We start from the raw sequence: 21,654 nt of genomic DNA on the forward strand, positions 1-21,654 counted from the left end.
TAGGAGCGTGCCTGCGCGCGATGGGCGTTACCGGTGAAGCCCGGTCGCGCTCGGGCGCGCTCCTACGTAAAGCAGCGTGCGCTCGTATTGCGCCAGATCGGATTCAAGCTGCCATTGCAGCCGTGCCTTCTCGCTGCTCTGGCGCAATGCTTGGCACGCAGCATTATCGGTTTCGCGCTGCAATGCAGTGACGCAGGCCTGCGCAGCTGTACCGTCTGCGCTCCACAAGCTGGTGCCCGGCAGGAAGCTGTAAGTCAGCCCGTTGCGAGCGAGCTGCTTGAGCGTGGGGTAATCGATGCCTTGCTCCTGCATCGCGCGTTGATACTCGTGGGTCATGTCCGCGCGCGAGACGCCGGCATCGTCGGTGGACAGTACCACCGGCACACCGGCGCGCAGATACATTGCCAGCGGATGCGCGCCACCTTTGACGCCCAGAATCACATCGTTGCTGGTGAGGTTGATCTCCACCGCGATCTGATCGCGGCGCATGCGCTGTAGCAACCCGTTGACATCGTCTTCGTAGGGCAGATCCACACCGTGACCGATGCGGCGTGCACCCACGTCCACTGCCTGGCGGATGTGCGAGCGCAGTTGCGCGGGTGGCACCAGGCCCAACGCAAGCTCGCCGGCATGCAGGGACAGCGGCACGTTGGGATAGCGCGTTGCGAAGAAACGGAACATCGCCATGTGGCGCGCGTAATCGGCCAGCGCCACCGGGTTGTCTTCGGGCGCAACGATGTTCAACGCCACCGCGCGGCTGCCGCCGGCAGCGATCAGCGCGTGCGCCAACGCCATCTGCCCGAACACCATCGGTTGCGGCAACACGCGCAACACGTAAGGCACGTAGCGATACGCGACCCGGCAGCCGGGACGTGCATCGGGCTGGTCGCACTGCAGCACGCGGCGCACCTGGGCATCGGTGTCGGCAAGGTCGCGTTGCGCAGCCTGCACCAGCGGCGGCAAGGCATCCTGCAGGGCGCGCAGATTGGCTGCGTCGTCATCGGCCTTCCATGGCAGAGCCTGCATTTGTTTTGCGGCCTGATCCATCTGCGGCGGGTTGGCGATGATTTCCACATAGGGCACGCGGTCGCGTGCGGCCTGGTCGAGCACCGCGGCCACGGTGTCGGCAACGCGTGCACGCACCACCGCGTCGAACTTGCCGAAGGTGCTGAAGAACTGATCGTGTCCGGTGGGTTGCGATGAGCTGGGCAGGAACTTGCGCATCGACAAGCTATCCACCACCCGGCCATACAGCGCGGCATTGCGCGTTGCCAGGTCGCGTGCAGGCTCCTGGCCTTTACCGCACGGCGGCGCGCGCAGGCTCAGATCGTCCAGCTGCACGCAGGCGCCATCGTCGCTGGCCCATTGCAGATAGTTCTCGGCATAGACCGAGCCGGAGAGATGGTTATGCAGGTCGCCGCCCTTGGGCATGGCTTGCAGCCACGCGCGCAATTGCGCAGGTTGCGCGGCCGCGTCGTGAAACAGCTGCGCCACCTGCTGCTCGCGCTGTTGCGCAGGTGCCTGCGCCGGGCGTGCGAGCGTCATGCCCGGTAACAAGGTGCACAAGCTGAGGATCAGACAGCGATAACGATGTGGCATGTGGTGAGCTCTGGGAATGAGACAGCACCGTCGTGGCGCTGCCGGTTGCGGTGCAGCTTGCCGCGCGACGCGGTGGGTGACCAGGGGGCAGGAGCTGAAATAGCTGCGGCGACTCGCTCACTCCAAGGCATAGCGCAGCACGAACAGGCCGGCAATCGCCCAGGTGGCCGGATGCACGGCGCGCCAGCGGCCGCTGCCCAGCTTGAGTGCCGCATAGGTGATGAAGCCGAAGGCCAGGCCGGTGGCGATGGAATAGGTGAGCGGCATGGCCAGCATGCAGATCGCGGCCGGTAGCGCGTCGCCGACATCGTCCCACTGGATCTGCGTGCACTCGCGCAGCATCACCGATGCCAGGTAGATCAGCGCCGGTGCGGTGGCATACGCCGGCACCATCGCCGCCAATGGCGAGAACAGCAGCGCCAGCAGAAACAGCGCTGCCACCACCAGCGCGGTGAGCCCGGTACGCCCACCCACCTGTACACCGGCAGCGCTTTCCACGTAGGCGGTGGTGCTGGAAGTGCCAAGCAGCGAGCCTGCCAGGATGGCGGTGCTGTCGGCGAGCAGGGCGCGGTCGAACTGGCGACGGTGCGCCTGTGTGTGCAATAGGCCGGCGCGCTGGGCCACGCCCATCAAGGTGCCGGTGGCATCGAACATTTCCACCAGCACGAACACCAGCACCACGTGCAGGACGGCGGTCAGTGCGCCGCTGCCACCATGGCCTTGCAAGGCGCCGGCAATATCCAGCTGCAGCAGCGTGGGCGCCAGGCTCGGCGGCAGCGACAGCACGCCCTGATAGTGCACCAGACCCAGCGCCAGCGCAGCGACGGTGACCGCCAGGATGCCCAGCAACATCGCCCCGCGCACGCGGCGCACTTCCAGTACGCCGATCAGCAGCAGCCCCGCCAACGCAAGCAATGGCTCGGGCCGATGCAAGTCGCCCAGGGTCACCAGCGTCTGCGGATGCGCCACCACCAGCCCGGCTTTTTGCAAGCCGATCAACGCCAGGAACAGGCCGATGCCCGCTGCAATCGCACTGCGCAAGGTGGGTGGGATGCCATCCACCAGCCAGCGTCGCGCGCCGGTGACGCTGAGCAGCAGGAACACGCAGCCGGACACGAACACCAGCCCCAGCGTCTGCTGCCAGCTGTAACCCAGCGTGCCCACCACAGAGAAGGCGAAAAACGCATTCAAGCCCATGCCCGGTGCCATGCCGATGGGATAGTTGGCCAGCACGCCCATCAGCAGCGAGCCAAGCGCGGCGGCCAGACAGGTCGCAACGAACACCGCGCCGTGGTCCATGCCGGTGGTGGCCAGGATGTCGGGGTTGACGAAGACGATGTAGGCCATCGTCAGGAAGGTGGTGGCACCGGCCAGGACCTCGGTACGCACGCTGCTGCCATTGGCGGACAGCGCAAATCCGGGCCAGCGCATCAGCGTGCGCCCCGGCACGGGCGGGCGAAGGCGATCGCACAAACAACCATCGGCAGGTATCTCATCGGCACAAAGGGGCATGCGCGATTGCGGTGGACGCGCGCGGGCCAAATATCTTGCACTGTGCGACGGCGGTTGCCACGGACCTTGGGCACGGATTGCTGCAAGTGCAATGCGTGTTGCGCGGCGTAATGGCATGACCGCAGGCTTTGTCTGTCTCTGCGCCGGCGGCGCCTTGTGCACCCATCGATCAAACCGTGAAAGAAGATGCGGGGCTCACGTCCGTCCACAGGTGCCCTGCGACGTTGGCGGCCGCTTCGCGCTGCAGCGTGACCGGCGTCAGCCACCTGCGCGCCCGCTGTCGTCCTGTCTGCGCAGGCGCACGACATACGGAGCGCTCAAAGATCCAGCACCAGGCGTGGCGAACGGCTGCGCGAGCAACACAGCGTGATCTGGGTATTGGCGGCGTGCGCGCTGTCGCTGAGCACGCTGTCGCGGTGATCCGGCGTCCCGGCAATCACGCCGGTCAGGCAGGCACCGCACATGCCTTGCTCGCAGGACAGCGGCACCTCGATGCCGGCGTCCAGCAAGGCGCTGGCGATGCTGCAATCGGCCGGCACCTGTACCACGCGACCGCTGGCGGCCAGCTCCACTTCGAAGGCGCTATCGGCATCGTGCGCCACGTTGGTTTCGGCAGCAGCAAAGTGTTCACGGTGCAGTTGCTCCGACGCCCAGCCGTGGGTTTTGGCAAGCAGCGTGAAGTGATCCATGAACGCTGCTGGCCCACACAGATACAGCTGGTCGCGCGCACGCGCCTGCGCCAGTTCGTCGGGCACATGCACGCGCGGGCTTTCGCCGCCATCGCTCAGATGCATCTGCACCTGGCCATGGGTGAAGCCCTGCTGCAGCCGCTGCACGAACGCCACATCGGCATGCCGGCGCGCGTAGTAATGCAGCACGAAGGCCTCGCCGCGCGCTTCCAGTGCCTCGGCCATCGACAGCAGCGGGGTGATGCCGATGCCGGCGGCCAGCAGCACGTGGCGTTCGCCCGGATGCAAGGGAAACAGATTGCGTGGCGTGGAGATGCGCAGGCGGTCGCCGGTACTCAGCTGCTCGCACAGATGCCGCGAGCCGCCACGTGAAGCATCGGCCAGCTTCACGCACAGCAGATAGTGATCGCGCACATGCGGCGCACTGGCGATCGAGTATTGGCGAATCAAGCCATCGGGCAGATGCAGGTCCACATGCGCACCGGCTTCGAATGCCGGCAGTTCCGCGCCCACCGGCTCCAGCCGGATCGCGCGTTGGCGATGGCCCTGGTCGAAGACGTCGGCGACGCGGACCTCGTGCAGCTGCATGGCGTGCTCCTCGGCCGTCAACGCAGAAAGAAGTCGCTATAGCCCTGACTGCGCAGGCCACGGCGGTAAGCGATCGAACTGCGATCGGCCGGGATATGCACTTCCAGCAGCGGGTCCAGCGGCAGGTATTCGGGGCGCTGCGCCTCCACCATGGCGCGGTCTTCCTCGAACACGCGCAGGTTGAAGGCGTGCACGTCTTCAACCGGCAGATGGGTGTCGAAATTACGCGCGATCGGCACCAGCAGGCGCGTCTTGTGCTTGGACACCGGGCTGGCGGCATTCATGATCACCAGCCGCTTGCCCGGCACCGGAAAATGGATGGTGAGGGTGGCGGTGAATGGCAGGTGCACTTCGAAATGGCGCAGCCACTGGAAGTTGGGGTCCACGTCCGGCAGCGGCATGTCCACTGAATAATTGGCCACCGAGCTCAGATAATCGGCATTGAAGCCGGTGGGCGTTTCGGTGGTGGTGTAGGCCGGCACCTCGCGCTTGTCCGGCTGGGCAAAGGTCGCGGTGTGCACGAAGGCGAAATGCGCCACGTCGATGAAACCTTCCAGCTGACGTGCGGCGCTGCCGCCGATATCGAAAGCCGGGCAGACGATCTGCTGAAAGCCCTCTTCGTCCCAGCCGGGCATCGGCGGGATCTGCACCTCGGCCTCGCTGACGCCGGCCGGTTTGGCCAGGCATACCCAGATCAGCCCGTAGCGCTCGGCCACCGCGTAGGTATGCAGGCGCATCTTGGCCGGGATGTTCTGGTTGGGACTGGCGGGAATGTGGTTGCAGCGCCCACCGCTTCCGAAGCGCAGCCCGTGGTAGGCGCACACCACGCCGCCGCCATCGGCCGTGCCCATGCTCAGCGGCACGCCGCGGTGCGGGCAGACATCGCGCGCGGCCACCAGCTCGCTGCCCAGCCGGTACAGCACCAGCGGCTCGTCAAGCAGGGTGGCCTTGAACGGCGCCTCGCTCACTTCGCTGCTCAGCGCCACCGCGTGCCAGTGCTGGGCCAGGCGCTGCCAGTCGGCGGCGGCGAAGGTGCAGTGCAGCGGCAGGGCGGGGACGGCGACATCCATGGGGCGGTCTCTGGCGTAAGGCGGGAGCGGTGCCCGATTGACTCTAGGAAGCCGGGGGTGTGTTATCAAACATCGATTTTCAGCCAAGCCATTGCAAAAAATGCAACGCCAACCGAGCCCCACCGCATGCTGACCTTTTCCCGCTTCACCCGTTACTTCATCGAAGTGGCCCGCTGCGGCAGCATCCGCAAGGCCTCCGACGTGCTGCACGTGTCGGCCTCGGCGATCGACCGGCAGATCCTCAAGGCCGAGGAAGAACTGGGCGCGCAGCTGTTCGAGCGCCTGCCCGGCCGGTTGCGCCTGACTGCCGCCGGCGAGCTGCTGCTGGTGGACGTGCGCGGCTGGGAGAAGGCCTACGCCCGCACCCTGGAGCGCTTCGACGAGCTCAAGGGGCTGCGCCGCGGGCATGTGGAGATCGCCATGATCGACGCGCTCAGCGAGGGCGTGGTGCCGGCGGCGGTCGCCGCGTTGGTGCAGGAGTACCCTGGCATCACTTTCAACCTCTCCACCGCGCGCAACCAGCGGGTGATGGAAATGGTGACCTCGGCCGATGTGGACATCGGCCTGCTGCTGGACCCGGTGAGCAGCGTGGACCTGGAGGTGCGCGCATTCGCCGACATCCCGCTGGGGATTGCGATGCCGGTGGGCCATCCGCTGAGCACCCGCACCGAGCTGCAGCTGAGCGAGACGCTGGAGCACCGGCTGCTGCTGCCGGCGGCTCCGCTGATCGTCGGCGAGCATGCCAAGGTGCTGTACCAACGCCAGCATATCGACGTGAAGCGGCTGACCCACTGCAACGATGTGCGCACCCTGCGCGGGCTGGTGCGTGCCGGTGCCGGCGTGGGCCTGATGTCGTGGCTGGATGCCGCCCCGGATGTGGCGGATGGGCGGCTGGCGTTCGTGCCGTTCCGCCGCCATTTGACCAAACCGATGACGCTGGCGCTGTGTGTGGCCCCGCAGCGGCAACTTTCGCGCTCCGCGCAACTGGCGATCCAGGCGCTGGCGGCGCGGATTGAAGCGATGGCTGTGCCGGTGGTTGGTTGAACCCCTCTCCCACTTGAAAGAAGGGAGCAAAGCCCCTCTTCTGCGGGAGATGGGTTGGGGTGAGGGTCCGGGGCGAAGCCACATTGGGTGGTTGGTAATGCGAGGCTTCGCTCGCACCCTCATCCGGCGCTACGCGCTAAGCGCATACAACCCCCACTCGTTACACTTGCCCAGCTCTCTCCATACGACACCCGCACCATGCAGTTGATCGATATCGGCGCCAACCTCACCCATGACTCCTTCGACCGCGACCGCGATGCGGTACTGCAACGCGCACGCGACGCAGGCGTTACGCAGCTTGTAATCACCGGCGCCAGCCGTGAGCACTCACCACTCGCCCTGCAACTGGCACAACAGCACCCCGGATTTCTCTACGCCACCGCCGGCGTGCACCCGCACCACGCGGTGGAATTCACCGCCGAATGCGAGGCCGAAATGCGCACGCTGCAGGCGCACCCGCAAGTGGTGGCGGTAGGCGAATGCGGGCTGGATTACTTCCGCGATTTCGCCCCGCGCCCGGCGCAGCACCGGGCCTTCGAACGGCAACTGCAGTTGGCAGCCGACAACGGCAAACCGTTGTTCCTGCATCAGCGCGATGCGCACGACGACTTCCTCTCGATCATGCGCAGCTTCGATGGCCGCCTGGGCCCGGCCGTGGTGCATTGCTTCACCGGCACGCGCGAAGAGTTGTTCGCGTATCTGGATCGCGATTACTACATCGGCATCACTGGCTGGCTCTGCGACGAGCGCCGTGGTGCGCATCTGCGCGAGCTGGTGCGCTCGATCCCGGCCAACCGGTTGATGATCGAAACCGACGCGCCTTACCTGCTGCCGCGCACGCTCAAGCCGATGCCCAAGGACCGCCGCAACGAGCCGATGTTTCTGTCGCATATCGTGGAAGAACTCGCACGCGATCGTGGTGAGGACGTGGCGCTGACCGCGGCCAACAGCACGGCGGCAGCACGTGCGTTTTTCCGTTTGCCCGCGCCTGCGGTCGTGGCGTGAAGCGAGTGGCGTGGGCGATCACGCCGCCAGCAATTCCCACCCTTGCGCGTCGCGTAGCCGCAGCCCCGGTTGCGGTGCATCCACGCTGATCCGCAAACCATCGGCCCAGGGTAGCTGCCGCTGTTGCGGAAACCAGCGCCGCGCCTGGTCGACCACGATCAGCAGGCCCTGATCGTCACCCAGCGCCACAAAGCCTTCCAGTGCCGGTGCAAACGGGTGCATGCCGAAGTGATTGGCGATGCTGCTGGTGACCGCTTCGACGTTGTTGCTGGGCAACCCGATCTCGCTAAGGCACAGCAATTCCTCGCCATGAAAATCGCCTTGCCCGGTGGTGGTCTGTTGCAGCGCATTGCGCGCGATCAGTTCCAGCACCGCCCCGTCGGGGCCGGCGAAATACACCGACTGCGACTGCCAGACGCCACCCAGTTCAAACTGCCGACGGCCCTGCGGATCGGCCAGCAGCGTTGCGCGCGCGCCGATCCACTGCGCAGCTGCCTCGAAGCGGAACGGCGCCACGTTGAAGGCCAGATGCACGCTGCCCACCGGCTGCTGTGCCTGCACGCATTCCAGCGTGCTCCAGCCTATGGAAATGGCGTTGCCGTGCTGCGGCAGCTGCAGCACATCGTGATAGAACCGCAGGCTGAGATCGGGGTCGAGGCAGGGCAGCAATAGATGGCGAAGATGCATGGCGGGCGCACGTGGCAGAAGGTGCATGCATTGGACAACCTCAATCGCGGTTGAGGTCAAGACGTGTTCAAGCCTGGATGCGGGTAGGAGCGCACTTGTGCGCGACGGGGCGTTACCGGGAAGGCCACATCGCGCACAAGTGCGCTCCTACAACAGCCGCGGTGCGTTCGCTGTCATTGGCTCAACTCAACCTCGCTTAAAGCACTTCTGCCAGCGCCCATAGATGCCGTACCAACGGCGCGGTCTCCAATGCACCTGGCGAGACCGCCAACGCAAGCCTTGCCAGCGGCATTTGTCCTTCGATGTCCAGATAGCGTACGCCGGGCAGTTGCAGTTGCGCAGTGGAGGCGGGCACCACCGAGACGCCCAATTCGGCGGCAACCAGATTGACGATGGACGACATCTGCGGCGCGTCCTGGGTGATGCGCAAGGTCACGCCGGATGCGCGGCAGGCGGCGAGGATTTCGTCGTACAGGCTCGAACCGAAACTGCGCGGAAACAGGATGAACGGCTCGCCGGCCAGTGCCGCCAACGGCGCGCTGCTGCGTGCAGCCAGGCGATGCGCGGCGGGCACGGCGATCTTCATCGGCTCATCGGCAAAGCGCAGCAGCTGCAGATCGGGCGGCGTGCTCAGGCCGTAACGCACAAACGCTGCGTCCAGGCGGCCATCTGCCAGTGCCACCAGCAATCCGGCGGTGTTGGTTTCTTCCAGCAGCAACTCGACCTGCGGCCATTGCCGGCGAAAGTCGCGGATCAGATGCGGCACCACCGGGTTGAACGCCGCCGAGGCGGTAAAGCCCAGCCGCAGCCGGCCGGATTCGCCACGCGCCACCCGGCGCGCCGTTTCGGCAGCGCGCTCCACATCGGCGAGCACGCGGCGCACTTCGACCAGGAATGCCTCGCCGGCCGGGGTCAGCTCGGCGCCGCTGTGGGTGCGCCGGAACAGTGGCGTGCCCAGATCGCGCTCCAGTGCCTGGATCTGCTGACTCAGCGGTGGCTGGCCGATACCAACGCGCGCTGCTGCCCGAGTGAAGTTGCCTTCTTCGGCGACGGCCAGGAAGTAGCGGAAGTGGCGAAGCTCCATGCTATCTGTTCTGCATATGGCAACTGCCAGCATCATATATTGGACAGGGGGTGGTGGCAGGCGAATACTCGCCATCCCATGTCTCATCATCGCCCCCGTGTCTTGTTCTGATCGCCCCTCCGGCACGTCACCGGATACCGCCGCCAGCCGTGCAACCCAGCCGCCTGCCATCGATGCGCCCGCCAGCGGCCGCATCCGGTTGGCATTGTTTCTGGCCGGCTTTGCCACCTTCTCGCTGCTGTACAGCGTGCAGCCGGTGCTGCCCGAATTTGCGCGTGCCTTCGGCGTGGACGCGGCCACCGCCTCGCTGCCATTGTCGTTGGCCACCGGTGCGCTGGCGCTGGCGATCTTCTGCGCCGGCGCGGTGTCGGAAAACCTCGGCCGGCGCGGGCTGATGTTCGTGTCGATCGCACTGGCCGCAGTGCTCAACCTGGTCGCTGCGTTCCTGCCGCATTGGGGCGCGTTGGTGTTGGTGCGCACCTTGTCCGGCATCGCGCTGGGCGGAGTGCCGGCGGTGGCGATGGTCTACCTGGGCGAAGAGCTGCCGGCCAACAAGATGGGCGCGGCTACCGGGTTGTATGTGGCCGGCAATGCCTTCGGCGGCATGAGCGGGCGCATCGTGATGAGCGTGCTGACCGATCACTACGACTGGCGCACCGCGCTGGCGGTATTGAGCGTGTTCGACCTGCTGTGCGCGCTGGCGTTCTTCTGGCTGCTGCCGCCGTCGCGCAACTTCGTGCGCCGTCACGGTATCAATCTGCGCTTCCATCTGCGCGCCTGGGCCGGGCATCTGCGCGATCGCAATCTGCCGTTCCTGTTCGCGTTGCCGTTCCTGTTGATGGGCGTGTTCGTGTGCCTCTACAACTACGCCGGCTTTCGGTTGGGTGGGCCGGAGTTCGGCTTGAGCCAGAGCCAGATCGGCATGATCTTCAGCGCGTATGTGTTCGGCATCGTCAGTTCCTCGGTGGCCGGTGCGGCGTCGGATCGTTTCGGTCGCGGCCCGGTGGTCACCACCGGCATCGTGTTGTGCGTGCTCGGCGTGGCGTTGACCCTGGCGCATGTCCTGGCGCTGGTGGTGGCTGGCATCGTGTTGTTGACGATCGGCTTTTTCATCGCGCATTCGGCCGCCAGCGCCTGGGTGAGCCGGCTCGGCGGTGCGCATCGCAGTCATGCGGCGTCGTTGTATCTGCTGGCGTATTACGCCGGCTCCAGCGTGATCGGCGCGCTCGGCGGCTGGTTCTGGCAACACGGTGGTTGGGGCGCGTTGGTGGGCATGTGCCTGACGTTGCTGGCACTCGCCTTTGCAGCGGCCTACGTGCTGCGCCAACGCGCCGACGACACGCGGCCTTACGGCCGGTTTGCACCGCACCCTGCACGGGGCGAGTGATGCAGATCCACCAACGCGTCTAAGCGCGACTGACAACACGACTGCGCGGCGTTTGTCAGCCGCTCTGAGGCGCCGGTTTGCTGCGTTTGATCTGCGCTGCAGGCGATCGCGTTGTGGCTGCATCCGCCGCACCCTGCGCCAGGGTTTCCAGCAAACGCGCACGTCGCCGCTCCAGGTCAGCCAGCTGGCGCTCGATCAGCTGCAGGCGTGCGCGATGCGCCTGCGCGGTTTCCGGGCACATCTGCGCGCCTTCCACCAGGCGCATGCAATCGGGGAAGCCGAGAATGGCGTCCAGGCTGAAGCCGGTGGCGATCAACCGCTGAATCTGCCGCACCTGTGCAACGCAGGTGGCGGGAAACACCCGGTAGCCATTGGCGCTGCGCGAGGACGTCAGCAGGCCATGCGCGTCGTAGTGGCGAATCGAGCGCACGCTGGCGCCGGTCTGCAGCGCCAGTGCGCCAATGCTCAGCGATGGTTCGAGAGGTGTAGCCATACGCCAAGCATACGTTGCACGCAACGCTTGACCCTCACATTGGTGTGAGGCTCCAGGATGGCGGCTCCCATTGTCTGGAACTCACTGCGATGTCTGTTCGCTTCCTCCCTGTCATTGACATGCTGCCGATGCGCTACGCGCTGGCTTGCCTGTTGCTGGTCTCTTCAACAGTGGCTGCGGCGGGCCCGGCGGTCACACCTGCTGCCCGCAGCTACACCGTGACCGCGCCCGATGGCGTCACCCTGGCCGTGCAGGAGCATGGCGCCACCGATGGTCCGGCGATCGTGTTCGTGCACGGCCTGCTCGGTAGCCGCATCAATTGGGATGCGCAGCTGGCCGATGCACGCCTGCAAGGCTATCGCCTGATCACCTACGACCTGCGTGGGCATGGCTTGTCCGGCAAGCCGACTGCAGCGTCGGCCTATCGGGATGGCATGCGCTGGGCTGACGATCTTGCTGCCGTGTTGAAAGCCGCAAACGCGCGCGACGCCGTGCTGGTGGGCTGGTCGCTGGGCGGCGCGGTGATCACCAACTACCTCACGCGCCACGGCGATGCGGGGCTTGCGGGTGTGGTGTATGTCGATGGCGTGATCGAACTGCGTGCGGAACAGTTGGGCGCGCATCCGGCGATCTATCGCGATCTGGTCTCCGATGACTTGCGCACGCATCTGCAGGCGGTGCAGGACTTCCTGCGGCTGTGCTTTGCCACTCAACCGCCTGCATCGGTGTTCGACACCTTGCTGGCCAACGCATCGCTGGTCTCATGGGACATGCAGCGCGCCGTGCAGGGCATGTCGATCGATGTCGCCGGCCTGCAGCGCACGCGCCTGCCGGTGCTGCTGATGTACGGTGCACGCGATGCGCTGGTGACCACCGAGCCGACGCTGGCGCGTGCGCGGCAATTGCAGCCGCGTGCGCAGACGCGCGTTTATCCCGATGCCGGGCATGCGCCATTTGTGGAAGACAGCGTGCACTTCAATCAGGATCTGCTGCGCTTTGTCGAACAGGCCGACGCGGCCCACTGACGCCGCGTGACGGCATGCCCGATCTGGATTGCCCGCTGCGCTGCCGACAGGCGCGCAGCGGCCATTGGCCGACGCACATCTCGGCACGCCGCTGGCGCGCCCATCTCGCCAACGGCGGTTACAAGGTTGGCGAGGTGCCGGCAGGCGCGGAGCCGGTGGCCGGGTCGTACTGCGGATGGCTCGGGTCCATGCTGCGCGGCAGCGTGGATGTGCCCGGCTGCAGCGCGCTTTCGCGCCAGGCGCGCACCAGCAGATCGCGCAGCATCGCCGCGCCATCGCCGGCGGTGAGATAAACCATCGCGCGGCCATCGCTGCGGGCGGCATCGTCGAAGGCGCCGGCTTTTTCCAGGCGATAGACCTGCTCGACACGGCCGGTACCGGTGTCGAGAAAACCCAGGATCTGCTCGAACACATCGCCCTGCTGATGCGACAGGGCCGGCATGCGGCTCAGCAGGTCCTGCGGGGTCAGCGCAATCTTGTCGACGTAGTCGCTCTCGAACTTGCCGTGCACCTTCGGGTCGGTGCTGTAGCCGTTCGGGTTTGGCCCTTGCCAGCCATCGTGATGGATGCTGTCGTGTTGCGGCTGCGCGCCATCGCCGATGTAGTGCGCAAACCAGCTGACGAAGAACGCGCAGGTGCGTTCGAGTTCGCGCGTGTCCTGGCCCTTGGCGCGCAGCGTGCGGATCTGACGCATGGTGGCGACGATGCGCTCGTAACCCTCGGTAGCCGCGTAAGGCAGTGTACCGGCCCAGCGCACATTCATGCGCTGCGCCAGTTGCGGATCGCGCTTGGCGATGCGGCGTTGCTCGTCGTAGAGCGCCAGCACGAAGGCGTAACGCGAGCGCGGCGGGTGTTGCATGAAGGAAAACTGCTCGCGGAACCAGCCGTGGTTGGGGTCTTCTTCGATCTTGAGAAACGGCTCGCTTTCGCTGCGCCAGCCATCCGGCAGGGTGGCGCCGTCGGCAATCACCTGCGCGTACTGTTTGAGAAAGGCCGGGCCATCGTCGGGCAGGGCTTGCACCGCAGCGCTGTTGATGGCGGCATGCGCGCGGTGGCCCCAGGCGGCGGCATTGCCGGAACACGTGACTGCTGCAAACAGCAGCGCATAGGCAAGACGGGAAGGCGTCATGAAAGTCCTTTGTGGCCTGCAGCGGGCATGCCACGCTGCAGGCGATGCATCGGGAGCGTAAGCCGCTGACATCGAGCGATACGGCACTCAACGTCAGCGCGCTCAGAAGTGGTAAGTCACCACCAGCCGCGAATTGCGTTCGTAGATCGGCCGGCCGTAGATCGGCTCGCGCGTGCCCTGGCCGGAGATGGTGTCGGTGCGCGGGTTGCCTTCGGTCAGCGCGAAGGTGTTGGTCAGATTGTCCACCGACAGCTGCACGTCCCACGGCCCGCTGCGTACCAGGAGATTGGCCGCCAAGGTGTCGTAAGCGGCCAGCTCGGTGGTGTTTTCCAGGTCGGCGTAGCGCTTGCCCACATAGGCGTAGCGCAACGAGGTTTCCCAATCGAACTTGCCGGTGGTGAAGAACACCGTTGGCCCCGCATTGCCGTACACCTTTGGCTGGCGGTTGGGCATGTTGCCGTCCACATCGACCACGGCCACCGCGCCATTGGCCACCACCTCGGTCAGATCGGACACCTTGGTGTCGTTGTAGGTCAGATTCGCATCGAAACGTAGCCACTGCGCCGGCGTCCATACGGCCGCCAGTTCGATACCCGGGTTGGTGACGCTGCCGCGGTAGTCCTTGGATTCGGCTGCGCCGGTCTGCGGGTTCACCGCGCTGGTGCCGATGTTGTACGGGTCGTACTTGGTGTAGAAGGCGGTGGCGAACACGTCCAGCGTGTCGAAATTGAGCTTGGTGCCGAGCTCGAACTGGTCGGCGGTGGGGATGTTGACGTTGCCTTCGTTGGCGCCTTCGCTGGGCGCGCGGTGCGCACGCGAGGCGCGGCCGTAGATGCCGACCATCGGGTTGATGTCGTAGTTGAAACCCGCCGTCCAGTTGGTCACGCCCACGTCCAGCGCGGTGTGTGCGCGGGCACCGGTGAACAGGCGCGCGGCATCGTCGGCCAGGGTGTCGGTCATGCTCAGGTTGCCGGTGCTGCGCAGCATGCTCCAGGCGCGATAGCGGTAGCGCTCGTAACGCACGCCGCCTTCCAGACGCAGCTTTTCGGTCACCTGCCAGGTGTCGGCGATGTAGGGCGCCAGCATGCTGGTGTAGGCCTTGCCCTGCGTGCGGTCGGCGCCGTAGATCACCACGCCGTCCTTGGTCACGCCGCCGACCAGGTTGCCGGCGGCGTCGTAGCCGAGCAGGTCGATCGTGCGCGGGTTCTGCCGCATCTCGAACAGATAACTCTGATAGCGCGAGTTGTAGGAGCGGGCGTAATAGGCGCCGTAGAGGCCCAACGTGATGTCATGGGTGTCGCCGCCCCAATCGAAGCTGCGATGCAGGCGCAGATCATCGGCAAACGAATCGGCACGCACGTTCATGGCGCGGTACTGGCCCTGGATCACCAGGCCGTCGGTGCTGGCCGGGTCGAAGCGGCTGCCATCGTCGGTGTACGCATAGCCGAGCGAGGTCAGGCCGGGAAATGCTGCGCTGGCGGCAGCGCGTCGGCTGTTGGCATAGGCAGTGGCATCCTGCGGCGCATTGCTGGAATACAGCGCATCGAAGGTCATGTCCAGGCGATTGACGATGGCCTTGTTGGACAGGCTCCAGCCATTGTCGAAGGCCAGGTCCAGGTTGGCGCCCAGATGATTGAACTTCATGTGGCGGCCATCGGAGAGATCGCGCAACTCGCGCTGCGGCGCGCCGTTGGCATCGCTGGAAATAATCGTGGCGCGTTTGAGTTGCGCGGTGCTCAAGGTGCCGGTGAAGCGGTCGATCAGCGGGTCCAGCGAGCGCGTGGTGTCGCGCGGGTCGTACAGCGGGATCGGCATGTAGAACGCGTTCTTGTCGTCCAGATGCTTGGCGGTGAAGGTCAGCTTGCCGTGCTCCAGCGTGTGCGTGAGGTTCATGCGGAACTGCCCGCCCTCGTCGGCCGGAAAGCCCACATCGCGGTAGCCGTCGTTGCGCCGCACGAAGCCGCCGGCAGCCAGATACCAATCCTGCGCCAGCTTGCCCGACCAATAGCCATCGAGCCGATACAGCCCGGTGTCGCCGACGGTGGTGCGCACCGCGCCTTCGGGTGTGTCGCCGCCCTGGCGGGTGACGAAATTGACGATGGCCGCGGCATTGGAGGCGAAGATCGGCGAGGGACCGCCGCGCACGGTTTCCACCGATTCGACCATCAAATCCGGGCGCACCAGGCCTTCGGTCTTGTAGAAGTAGCCGTTGTTGTCCGGGTAAGGGCTGATGCCGTCTTCCTGGATGACCGCAAACGAGCCTTCGTCGGGAATGCCGCGGATACGGTAGACGTTCTGCACTTCACCGCCGGTGGACTCGGCATAGATGCCGGGCATCGAGCCAATCAGGCTGGCCAGGTTGAGCGGTGCCAGTTTGTCGATCTGTTCGGCGGTCAGCGCGGTGATCGCATACGAGGCGTCGAATTGATTCTGGGCCTGGCCGGCGCCGGTGACGATCATCCGGTCCAGCGAGAAGATGCCGTCCTCGCTCTTGCGCGTGGCAGCCGTGGAGGGCGCGCCGGTTTCCTGCGCAAATGCGGGTGTGGCCAGGGTCAGTGCAAGAACGATGGCGAGTGGACGACGCGACACGGCACGACGCACTCCGGAGCGTGTCCGGATGTGGGTGTAGGGCATGGCAAGGAGTGTGGCAGCGGGGGAGTTGCCCACTGTCGCGGCGACATGTTTCCGCAGCGTTGCGTGTGCACCGGATCACGCTAGCTTGGCGGACCCGCATGCCGATCTGTGACGTGGTGCCTTTTTTCAAGCGGTTTCAACCGTGCGCAGCAGGTTTCCGGCTGTGCGTCATTCGGTGCGCATACCAAGCCAGTCGTCCGCTCCAGTGTCATCGCGTCGGTGCCGAGCTCGGACATCGCAAGCTGCGCCACGCAGCTCCCTTGCCAGCAGCACGGTGAAGGCATCAGGCGCGGTCGGCACCGTCGCGCAGCGCAACAGGCGCGGAGCTGGACAGAAGACGCTTCCTTGGAATCACCAAGAAGGCCCCCCAGACTAGGTGTCATCCGTCAGTGTGTACATTCGCATTCGTGAGCACCTCCTTGCCGCTGCAAAAAACGCGTAAATCCCCGCAACAAGCGCGTTCGCGCGCCACCGTGGAGGTCATCCGCCAGGCCAGCATTCAGGTTTTGGTGGCCGACGGACTGCAGGGTTGCACCACCACGCGGGTGGCCGAGCGCGCTGGCGTCTCGGTGGGCAGCGTGTATCAGTACTACCCGAACCGTCAGGCCATGTTGACCGCCTTGCTGGACTGGCATCTGCAGGCGGCGATCCACGCGGTGGAGCAGGCCTGCGCGCAACACCATGGGTGCACGCTGGCGCAGCAATGCGAGGCGCTGGTGCATGCCTTCGTGCAGGCCAAATTGCAGCATGTGGATGTCTCGCGCGCGCTGTATGCCATCGCCGAACTGCATGGTGGCGCGGCACTGGGATCGCAGGCGCGCAAACGCTCGCAGCAGGCGTTTGCGGCTGCGCTCGCCACCGCATCGGATGTGCGCTTCGATGACTGCGAGGCAGTGGCCAAGATCGGGATGGCCGCCATTGTCGGGCCGGTGAGAAACCTGCTGGAAGATGGTGCGCCAGCGGCGCGTGTTGCACCGCTACAGGCGCAACTGGTGCTGTTGCTGCACAGTTATCTCATCGCCACCGGAGTTGCACGATGACTGCGGCACTCGTTCAGGACAGCTACGTGCTGCAGGACTTCATCGAGCGCCATCGGCGCCTGTTCGTGCTCACAGGCGCCGGTTGCAGCACCGATTCGGGCATCCCCGATTACCGCGATCTGCAAGGCGGCTGGAAGCGTCCGCAACCGGTGACCTTCCAGGCCTTCATGGGTGAGCTGTCCACGCGGCAACGCTATTGGGCGCGCAGTCTGGTCGGCTGGCCGCGCTTCGGCCTGGCGCAACCCAATGCCACCCATCACGCACTTGCCGCGCTGGAAGCGCGTGGCCAGCTGGAACTGCTGCTGACGCAGAATGTGGATCGCCTGCATCAGGCCGCCGGCAGCCAGGCGGTGATCGATCTGCATGGACGGCTGGATGTGGTGCGCTGCATGGGTTGCGAACGCCGCATGCCACGCACCGAGTTTCAGGTGTTGCTCGAACAGGCTAACCCCGGTTGGGCCGAGCTGGAGGCCGCGCAGGCGCCCGATGGCGATGCCGATCTGGACGATGTGGCCTTCGACCATTTTGTGGTGCCGCCGTGCCCGGTGTGCGGCGGCGTGCTCAAGCCGGATGTGGTGTTCTTCGGCGAGAACGTGCCGCGCGAGCGCGTGGAGCGTGCATTTGCGCATCTGCAGGCGGCCGATGCGGTGCTGGTGGTGGGCTCGTCGCTGATGGTGTATTCGGGCTTTCGTTTCGTGCAGACCGCCGCGCGCAACGGCTTGCCGATCGCCGCGCTCAACTTCGGACGCACCCGTGCGGACGAACTGCTTAGTCTGAAGGTGGAGCAGTCGTGCGCGCAGGCCTTGGCGTTCCTGCATGCGCCGGTCGACCCGCAGCGTACGCGCGGCGTCAATGACGTCAGTGCGCGCTCGGCATGACGCAGTGATCCATCGCAGCGGTTGTGCGCACGCGCGCGGCGCAGTGCAATGGGCATCCCCGTGTCATGTGTGGATGCCCTCTTGAGCCAGCTGTTCTCCCCCATTCGCTTCGGTCCGCTTGCGCTTGCCAACCGGATCGTCATCGCCCCGATGTGCCAGTACTCCGCACAGGACGGCCGCGCCAGCGACTGGCACCGCATCCATCTGGGCACCTTGTCGCAATCCGGTGCCGGCCTGCTGATTCTGGAAGCGGCCGCAGTGCAGCCGCAGGGACGCATCTCTTACGCCGATCTGGGCTTGTACGACGACGCCACCGAGCAGGCGTTGGACGAGGTGCTGCAATCGGTACGGCGCTGGTCGCCGATGCCGATCGGCATTCAATTGGCACATGCCGGGCGCAAGGCTTCCACCGATCTGCCGTGGAAAGGAGGCGAGGCGATCGCACCGGATCACGCGCATGGCTGGCAGACCGTGTCTGCATCGGCGCTGGCGTTTCGCGAGGGCCAACCGTTGCCGCAGGCGCTGGATGAAGCCGGCATCGATGCAGTGGTCGATGCATTTGTCGCCTCGGCCCAGCGCGCCGAACGCCTGGGCCTGGAGTTGATCGAGCTGCATGCCGCACATGGCTATCTGATGCATCAGTTCCTGTCGCCGCTGAGCAATCAGCGCAGCGATGCGTATGGCGGTTCGTTGGAGAACCGCATGCGGCTGACCTTGCGCATCTTCGATGCGGTGCGTGCGGCGGTGTCGGACAAGATCGCCATCGGCGTGCGGATTTCTGCCACCGATTGGGTGGAGGGCGGTTGGGATCTTGCGCAGAGCATTGCCTTGTCCAAGGCGCTGGATGCACGCGGTGCGCATTACATCCATGTCTCCAGCGGCGGGCTGGATCCGCGCCAGCAGATTCCGGTGCAGGCGGGCTATCAGATTCCGTTCGCGCAGCAGATCAAGGCGCAGGTCAACACGCCGGTGATCGGCGTGGGCCTGATCACCGAGCCGGCGCAGGCCGAGGCGATTGTGCAAGACGGCCAAGCCGATGCCATCGCACTGGCGCGCGGCATTCTGTACGACCCGCGCTGGCCGTGGCATGCGGCCGCTGCACTCGGTGCCTCGGTCACGCCCGCGCCGCAATATTTGCGCTGCGAGCCACGTGAGGCGCGCGGCGTGTTCGCCAGCTGATTTACGCCGGGAGTGGTAAACAAGCAGAGCGGGCCGGTGTTTGATCGCCGCTCTTGACGCAAGATCGCATAAGGAAAACAGATGCCGATAGGATTTCTGGGCTTGGGCACGATGGGCCTGCCGATGGCACACAACCTGCTGCGCGGCGGGTTCGAGCTGAGTGTGTGGAATCGCTCGCCCGAGCGCGCGCAGTCGCTGCGGCAGGCCGGTGCAACGGTGGTGGACGCGCCACGCGACGCCGCACACGGCCCGCTGTTGTTCTCGATGCTGGCCGACGACAACGCGGTGCGTGAAACCCTGCTGGAACGCGGTGTGCTGGACGCGCTGCCGGCCGGCAGCGTGCACGTCAACATGGCCACCATCTCGGTGGCATTGGCGCACGAGCTGACCGCCCTGCATGCCGAGCGCGGCGTGGCCTATGTGGCCGCACCGGTGCTCGGCCGCGTCGATGTAGCCGAAGCCGGCAAGCTCAACATTCTGGCCGCCGGCGACGAGGCGGCATTGGCGCGCGTGCAGCCGATGTTCGATGTGCTCGGCCAACGCACCTGGGAGATCGGCCGCACCCCCGAGCAGGCCAATGCGGTCAAGCTGGCGGCCAACTTCTGCCTGGCCAGTGCGATCGGCGCCATGGCCGAAGCCAGCGCGCTGGCACGCGGCCATGGCGTGGAGGCCACCCAGTTCCTGGGCATGCTTACCAGCACCTTGTTCGCCGCGCCCGCGTACCAGGGTTACGGGCGTCTGATCATGCAGCGCGAATACCTGCCGGCCGGCTTCACCGCCACGCTGGGCCGCAAGGACGTGGATCTGGCCATCCAGGCCGGCGCCGACAAGCAGGTGCCGATGCCGCTGGGCGAGCTGCTGCGCGCCGGCCTGGACGAGGCGATCGCCCATGGCGACGGCAACGCCGATTGGGCGGTACTGGCAGAGGTGTCGGCGCGCCGGGCAGGGCAAGTGGCCTGATCGCAGCGCAGGGGCGCAAGTGGGTTGCGCGCATCGCGCTTCGCTTGAAGGCGATGCGCGATGCATCTTGCTCACCCCAACATGCAGCAGACCTTCTAAAATGCCGGCTCGTTATAGCCGCCGCTCCAGGGAGGATGCGATGCGACACCTGCATATCACGCTCGGTTCGACCGAGCGCACACCGCGCGCACTTGTCTGCGCCGGTGCTACACGATGACCGCCGCACCGGTCGTCGACCAGGGCCCGGTAGGCCCGGACCATCCCGAGCATCCGGACCATTATCTGTTCGCGCAGATCCGCGAAGCGGTGGCGGTGCTCGATGCCGAGTTGAACAAACCCACCGACGAGGCCAGCGTGCGCATGGCCGCGCGTCTGTTGCCGCTGGCCAAACAGCACGGCTTCGATCAGGTGGACTACGTGGTGCTCAGCCGGCATGTCGGCGAAGTGGGCGAGAACGTGTTCCTGGTGCGTGGCGAGCTCTCCGACCCCGCGCATCTGCGCGCGCACATCACCACGCACGAAGCGATGGAAACCTCGGTGGAGGCATCGATGGCGCAACTGGACGAGATCAATCGGCGGCTGATGCTGCGCCTGCCGCCGCGCTGAGTCGGATGGAAAAGTTACGGGCGCAAGCACCGCGCCCGCAGCTGCGCGCATTGGCTATCATTGTGCAGATGCGCTCCGACTACATACTTACCCTGTCCTGTCCCGACCGTACCGGCATCGTCTATCGCGTGACCGGGCTATTGTTCGATCTGGCCTGCAATATTCTCGACGCACAGCAGTTCGGCGACGACGAAAGCGGCCGCTTCTTTCTGCGCGTGCACTTCAACAAGCCGCAGGCCACCGAGATCGCCGGTCTGGAGCGGCGCTTTGCGCTGCTGGCCGACGAATTCCAGATGCAGTGGCAATTGCACGACGCGCGCCGTCGCGCGCGCTTGCTGGTGCTGGTAAGTAAGCAGGGCCATTGCCTCAACGATCTGCTGTTCCGCATGCATAGCCGGCAACTGCCGGTGGACATCGCCGCGGTGGTCTCGAACCACGCCGACTTCGCGCCGCTGGCGGCCTCCTACGGCATCGCCTTCCACCATCTGCCGGTGAGTGCAGACACGCGCGCTGCACAGGAAGCGCAGCTGCTCGCACTGGTCGAGACCTTGCAGATCGATCTGGTGGTGCTGGCGCGCTACATGCAGATTCTTTCGCCGGAACTATGCCGCGCATTGGCCGGGCGCGCGATCAATATCCATCACAGTTTTCTGCCCAGCTTCAAGGGTGCGCAGCCGTACCACCAGGCGCACGCACGCGGGGTCAAGATCATCGGCGCCACCGCGCATTACGTCACCGAAGACCTGGACGAAGGCCCGATCATCGAACAGGACGTGGCGCGCGTGGACCACGCGATGACGCCGCGCGATCTGGTGCGGCTGGGCAGCGATACCGAATCGCTGGTGCTGGCGCGTGCGGTGCGCCGCCATGTCGAACATCGCGTGGTGCTCAATGGCCATCGCACGGTGGTGTTTCGCTAGCGGTTGACGCGTCGCATCCCATCGGCCAGGGACGGTTGCAGCAAGCGTGGTGGAGCAGTGGTCATGCCACGTTTCAACCAGCGAGCGCCGGCTTGGCGACCCCGTTGCCGTTTCTGTTCGCCGCT

At 65.8% G+C, this 21,654-nt stretch carries 19 protein-coding genes; 10 read left to right on the forward strand and 9 right to left on the reverse strand.

Annotated features, from left to right (window positions below; genetic code table 11):
* Window positions 1–27: 27 nt before the first annotated feature.
* From FFY45_RS08405 to FFY45_RS08420, 4 genes are all read right to left on the reverse strand, one after another.
* On the reverse strand, window positions 28–1,599 hold the full coding sequence (locus FFY45_RS08405; RefSeq protein ID WP_176340087.1) for an adenosine deaminase family protein: 1,572 nt from the start codon (window positions 1,597–1,599) through the stop codon (window positions 28–30).
* 117 nt (window positions 1,600–1,716) lie between these two features.
* Complete coding sequence (locus tag FFY45_RS08410; protein ID WP_176340088.1) at window positions 1,717–3,030, reverse strand: NCS2 family permease; 1,314 nt, start codon at window positions 3,028–3,030, stop codon at window positions 1,717–1,719.
* A gap of 398 nt (window positions 3,031–3,428) precedes the next feature.
* Window positions 3,429–4,388 (reverse strand): PDR/VanB family oxidoreductase, encoded by a 960-nt coding sequence (locus FFY45_RS08415; protein WP_176340089.1) that lies wholly within the window; start codon window positions 4,386–4,388, stop codon window positions 3,429–3,431.
* 17 nt (window positions 4,389–4,405) lie between these two features.
* Complete coding sequence (locus FFY45_RS08420) at window positions 4,406–5,458, reverse strand: Rieske 2Fe-2S domain-containing protein (protein ID WP_176340090.1); 1,053 nt, start codon at window positions 5,456–5,458, stop codon at window positions 4,406–4,408.
* Window positions 5,459–5,584: 126 nt separating this feature from the next.
* Here FFY45_RS08420 and FFY45_RS08425 point away from each other — a divergent pair, with 126 nt between their 5' ends.
* Window positions 5,585–6,502 (forward strand): LysR family transcriptional regulator, encoded by a 918-nt coding sequence (locus FFY45_RS08425; RefSeq protein ID WP_043888849.1) that lies wholly within the window; start codon window positions 5,585–5,587, stop codon window positions 6,500–6,502.
* Between the two features lie 198 nt (window positions 6,503–6,700).
* Window positions 6,701–7,507: a TatD family hydrolase gene (locus FFY45_RS08430; RefSeq protein ID WP_176340091.1), complete on the forward strand. Its 807-nt coding sequence runs from the start codon at window positions 6,701–6,703 to the stop codon at window positions 7,505–7,507.
* 18 nt (window positions 7,508–7,525) lie between these two features.
* Here FFY45_RS08430 and FFY45_RS08435 read toward each other — a convergent pair whose 3' ends face one another.
* A complete protein-coding gene (locus FFY45_RS08435) occupies window positions 7,526–8,194 on the reverse strand; it encodes a VOC family protein (protein WP_176340243.1) in 669 nt (222 codons plus the stop codon).
* Between the two features lie 196 nt (window positions 8,195–8,390).
* Complete coding sequence (locus FFY45_RS08440) at window positions 8,391–9,278, reverse strand: LysR family transcriptional regulator (protein WP_176340092.1); 888 nt, start codon at window positions 9,276–9,278, stop codon at window positions 8,391–8,393.
* Between the two features lie 97 nt (window positions 9,279–9,375).
* Here FFY45_RS08440 and FFY45_RS08445 point away from each other — a divergent pair, with 97 nt between their 5' ends.
* Window positions 9,376–10,665 carry an MFS transporter gene (locus tag FFY45_RS08445; RefSeq protein ID WP_168952485.1) on the forward strand — a complete coding sequence of 430 codons (1,290 nt, stop codon included), beginning with the start codon at window positions 9,376–9,378 and terminating at the stop codon, window positions 10,663–10,665.
* A gap of 55 nt (window positions 10,666–10,720) precedes the next feature.
* Here FFY45_RS08445 and FFY45_RS08450 read toward each other — a convergent pair whose 3' ends face one another.
* Window positions 10,721–11,158, reverse strand: coding sequence for a MerR family transcriptional regulator (locus FFY45_RS08450; protein WP_255171899.1), 438 nt, complete (start codon window positions 11,156–11,158; stop codon window positions 10,721–10,723).
* Between the two features lie 89 nt (window positions 11,159–11,247).
* Between FFY45_RS08450 and FFY45_RS08455 the strand changes: the two genes are divergently transcribed.
* Complete coding sequence (locus FFY45_RS08455) at window positions 11,248–12,183, forward strand: alpha/beta fold hydrolase (RefSeq protein ID WP_176340093.1); 936 nt, start codon at window positions 11,248–11,250, stop codon at window positions 12,181–12,183.
* 118 nt (window positions 12,184–12,301) lie between these two features.
* Here FFY45_RS08455 and FFY45_RS08460 read toward each other — a convergent pair whose 3' ends face one another.
* Together FFY45_RS08460 and FFY45_RS08465 are read right to left on the reverse strand one after the other, a co-directional pair.
* Complete coding sequence (locus FFY45_RS08460; RefSeq protein ID WP_176340094.1) at window positions 12,302–13,312, reverse strand: nuclease; 1,011 nt, start codon at window positions 13,310–13,312, stop codon at window positions 12,302–12,304.
* A gap of 102 nt (window positions 13,313–13,414) precedes the next feature.
* Complete coding sequence (locus FFY45_RS08465; RefSeq protein ID WP_343204090.1) at window positions 13,415–15,901, reverse strand: TonB-dependent receptor; 2,487 nt, start codon at window positions 15,899–15,901, stop codon at window positions 13,415–13,417.
* A 464-nt stretch (window positions 15,902–16,365) separates the two neighbouring features.
* On the opposite strand from FFY45_RS08465, the gene FFY45_RS08470 reads away from it, so the two are divergent.
* The 6 genes from FFY45_RS08470 to purU all read left to right on the forward strand — a co-directional run bounded on the left by FFY45_RS08470 (window position 16,366) and on the right by purU (window position 21,529).
* Window positions 16,366–16,986, forward strand: coding sequence for a TetR/AcrR family transcriptional regulator (locus tag FFY45_RS08470; protein WP_043889642.1), 621 nt, complete (start codon window positions 16,366–16,368; stop codon window positions 16,984–16,986).
* On the forward strand, window positions 16,983–17,864 hold the full coding sequence (locus FFY45_RS08475; protein ID WP_176340096.1) for an NAD-dependent protein deacetylase: 882 nt from the start codon (window positions 16,983–16,985) through the stop codon (window positions 17,862–17,864). Before FFY45_RS08470 ends, FFY45_RS08475 begins: the two co-directional genes overlap by 4 nt.
* 81 nt (window positions 17,865–17,945) lie before the next feature.
* Window positions 17,946–19,043 carry an NADH:flavin oxidoreductase/NADH oxidase gene (locus FFY45_RS08480; RefSeq protein ID WP_500692575.1) on the forward strand — a complete coding sequence of 366 codons (1,098 nt, stop codon included), beginning with the start codon at window positions 17,946–17,948 and terminating at the stop codon, window positions 19,041–19,043.
* Between the two features lie 81 nt (window positions 19,044–19,124).
* Window positions 19,125–20,003, forward strand: a complete 879-nt coding sequence (locus tag FFY45_RS08485) for an NAD(P)-dependent oxidoreductase (protein ID WP_176340097.1) — start codon at window positions 19,125–19,127, stop codon at window positions 20,001–20,003.
* Between the two features lie 213 nt (window positions 20,004–20,216).
* Window positions 20,217–20,609, forward strand: coding sequence for an XVIPCD domain-containing protein (locus FFY45_RS08490; RefSeq protein WP_023902251.1), 393 nt, complete (start codon window positions 20,217–20,219; stop codon window positions 20,607–20,609).
* Window positions 20,610–20,677: 68 nt separating this feature from the next.
* Window positions 20,678–21,529, forward strand: coding sequence for a formyltetrahydrofolate deformylase (gene purU, locus FFY45_RS08495; protein ID WP_176340245.1), 852 nt, complete (start codon window positions 20,678–20,680; stop codon window positions 21,527–21,529).
* The last annotated feature ends 125 nt before the right edge of the window (window positions 21,530–21,654 follow it).

It is taken from the genome of Xanthomonas hortorum, assembly GCF_011305375.1.
GTDB classification, from domain to species: domain Bacteria; phylum Pseudomonadota; class Gammaproteobacteria; order Xanthomonadales; family Xanthomonadaceae; genus Xanthomonas; species Xanthomonas hortorum_E.